This window comes from Chelativorans intermedius (assembly GCF_025398255.1).
Taxonomy (GTDB): Bacteria; Pseudomonadota; Alphaproteobacteria; order Rhizobiales; family Rhizobiaceae; genus Chelativorans; species Chelativorans intermedius.
Genome location: NZ_JAODNW010000071.1, coordinates 1 through 2,285 on the forward strand (window position 1 = coordinate 1; position 2,285 = coordinate 2,285).

5 protein-coding genes are annotated in these 2,285 nt (G+C 63.3%); all 5 read right to left on the minus strand.

Annotated features, from left to right (window positions below; translation table 11 throughout):
• Positions 1-289 precede the first annotated feature (289 nt).
• Positions 290-616 carry a hypothetical protein gene (locus NYR58_RS20230; protein WP_261522924.1) on the minus strand — a complete coding sequence of 109 codons (327 nt, stop codon included), beginning with the start codon at positions 614-616 and terminating at the stop codon, positions 290-292.
• 52 nt (positions 617-668) lie between these two features.
• The gene (locus NYR58_RS20235) at positions 669-884 is read right to left on the minus strand and encodes a hypothetical protein (RefSeq protein WP_261522925.1); all 216 of its coding nucleotides are present in this window, start codon (positions 882-884) and stop codon (positions 669-671) included.
• Positions 881-1,081 carry a hypothetical protein gene (locus tag NYR58_RS20240; RefSeq protein WP_261522926.1) on the minus strand — a complete coding sequence of 67 codons (201 nt, stop codon included), beginning with the start codon at positions 1,079-1,081 and terminating at the stop codon, positions 881-883. Before NYR58_RS20240 ends, NYR58_RS20235 begins: the two co-directional genes overlap by 4 nt.
• The gene (locus NYR58_RS20245; protein ID WP_261522927.1) at positions 1,081-1,959 is read right to left on the minus strand and encodes a DUF7007 domain-containing protein; all 879 of its coding nucleotides are present in this window, start codon (positions 1,957-1,959) and stop codon (positions 1,081-1,083) included. The genes NYR58_RS20240 and NYR58_RS20245 overlap by 1 nt, the downstream gene beginning before the upstream one ends.
• Positions 1,956-2,285, minus strand: a 330-nt coding sequence (locus NYR58_RS20250) for a hypothetical protein (protein WP_261522928.1), incomplete at its 5' end; no start/stop codon positions are given. The genes NYR58_RS20245 and NYR58_RS20250, both read right to left, overlap by 4 nt.

Genomic DNA, 2,285 nt, shown 5'->3' on the forward strand with positions numbered 1-2,285 from the left:
GAGGCTGGTGCGCATGGCCGCTCCGCGGCGCGCCAGCGGCCTTGAAGGCTCCGGCCGCCGGTTTAGGACCGAAGCCAGAACCGAAGGGAGGCCGGCAGGGGTGGCGTTCCACCGAAGCTGGCCACGAAAGAAAGCATCATGACCCTCGCTAACGGGGCCCTCCGGCAATCGGCGATCCTTGACGCGACCCAGGTGCAAGCCCGAGTCGAAAGGAACGGTACGACACGCCCTATTTGGCGCCCCCGATAATCCGGTCAGCTTTTGCAATCACGCCCAGAGCGCGCGGCAATCAGTGGGCGAATTGATCGCGCGTGAGATCCATGACACGGGCGGGTTCCCTGAGAACCTCAAGCAGCTCATCGAACAGCTCGGCTTTGCGTTGCACTGTTTCCGCGAACCGTTCCGGTATCGCAAACGCAGGGCCCGAATAGGCTTCCGACCCTTCCCACGCCCCAGTGACATATCTCTCGCCAGCGGCGTCGATGTCGGTTTCCTCGTCCTGCCAGTCTTCGTCCTCAAGTGCGAGTTTGCAGGCCATTTCCAGTGTTTCCGCCTCATAGACCCGCTGGCGATAGACGGGAAGATGATAGGTGGTCTCGATTGTGAAGACGGGCATATGAGCCTCCGTGAATTGGCAAAGTGGTGGTGGAAGCGTGCACCGGCCCGGCTCAGTCTCGATCGGATCGGGCGTCATAGGCGGCCAACGCCGTGACAATGAGCTCGCAGTCGTCGTCGAACTGTTCGATCTTCGTGCGGGAGCCAGAGACGAGCGTGGCAATGTGCCGCTCTCGTCCTGGTTTCATCAAGAAGAGGTTGCGACGGTTGCTGTAAACGGTGGCTGTCGCGACGTAGTGTCCAGCGGCAAGATCGTCGGGCTTGGTCATCGGTTGAATCTCCGTGCTAGGTTGTTGAAGCGGGGCTTGCGGATCGAAACGAACACCGCATGCTTCCAGGCATCGGCGCCTGTGAAGCGATGGCGATGCCGCTTGTGGTGAATGATGAGACGGGGATGCGCGCCCTCCATCTCGAACACAGCCCGCCAGCCGAAGCGGACGGCTATGGCCTTCCATGGAATGGACATCACCGCCCCCAGGCGACAAAGCTCGAGGGTCCGTCACAGGATGCGTGGCGCGCCGGATCGACGACGAAGCCGAATCGGCCAACCTCGTACTCACTGGCCGCGACCAGAAAGCGCTGGCGCTCGAGGCCCTCACCACGGCCTCCACCGAGCGTGGCGATCACCTCAATAAAACCATCGTGGTGCTCTGATCTGATCGCCGACACGACGACCCAGTCACCCGCATGCCGCGCCTCGAATGCCCGGCGATCCTTTTCGCGGGATTCGCCGGGCTGCAGAACGGTTCCGAAGATCCCCTCCCAGGCGTCCGGCCAGGAGTCCTTCAGTGTTTGCTCGGCACATCGCCGTTCGAATCCGGTGAACAGGTGCGGGAAGGTGATCACAACGATCGCCCATTCGGCGTCTTCCTCGTACCAGCTGTCCCTTTTTCGGAGCCGGAAGTCGACACTGGCATTGCGGTCGGCCGAGAGATGGAAACCGCCGTGCCCGGCGGTCGAATGGCAGACGATGCCCTCGGCAAAGACCGTCGCACCCTGGGAGGGTCCCCACGGCGTATGGGCGCGGGAGCGGATTTCCCGGCGGCCGAGCGCGCGCTTCTCGCGCTGGTGCTCGGCCTGCTCGAGCACCTTTGCCCTGAATTCCGGCTCGTCCGCGAGTTGGCCACCATGCCCGTAGAAGTCATTGCGGGTGAGTTCCGCCAGCGGCCGGCGCGCGCACCAGCATGTGGCGAGGAAATACTGGCCGCTGCGCCCCGGCAGCATGGCAAAGACAGTGTCATCGACGCGCGCCACGGAAAACCCTTCGGCGCTGATGCCGAAACGAACATCCGACTGGTCCGGCGTTCCGCCTGGTCGAGGGTGAAATTGCAAGGAACGGATCATGCCGTCCTCCCCTCGACCTGATCGGCCGCGGCCTTGTCGGCGGTCACCTCACGAAGCACGGCATTTGGATAGCCGTTCCGCGACAACCATTCATCGGCGGCCTGACGGTTGGCCGCGACATGGACGAGCTCGGCCTCGTCCCCGGGGCGGCCGAGCACGAGGACGGAGCCGATGGCGGGCCGTTCGACTACCGTGAAGGTGAGGTCGCTATCGACCGAAAAGGTCTTGAAGACCTTGAGCACGATCACCGCCTTGCTGCCGAAATCCCCCTCGTGAAGCGTGATCGCGGCCGGTATTGTGGTTTCGCCGACGCGTGTGCCGGTCTG

Coding starts and splice junctions, on each gene's coding strand:
- NYR58_RS20230 (WP_261522924.1), bottom strand. CDS start 616: ATGCCCGTCTTCACAATCGAGACCACCTATCATCTTCCCGTCTATCGC.
- NYR58_RS20245 (WP_261522927.1), bottom strand. CDS start 1,959: ATGATCCGTTCCTTGCAATTTCACCCTCGACCAGGCGGAACGCCGGAC.
- NYR58_RS20240 (WP_261522926.1), bottom strand. CDS start 1,081: ATGTCCATTCCATGGAAGGCCATAGCCGTCCGCTTCGGCTGGCGGGCT.
- NYR58_RS20235 (WP_261522925.1), bottom strand. CDS start 884: ATGACCAAGCCCGACGATCTTGCCGCTGGACACTACGTCGCGACAGCC.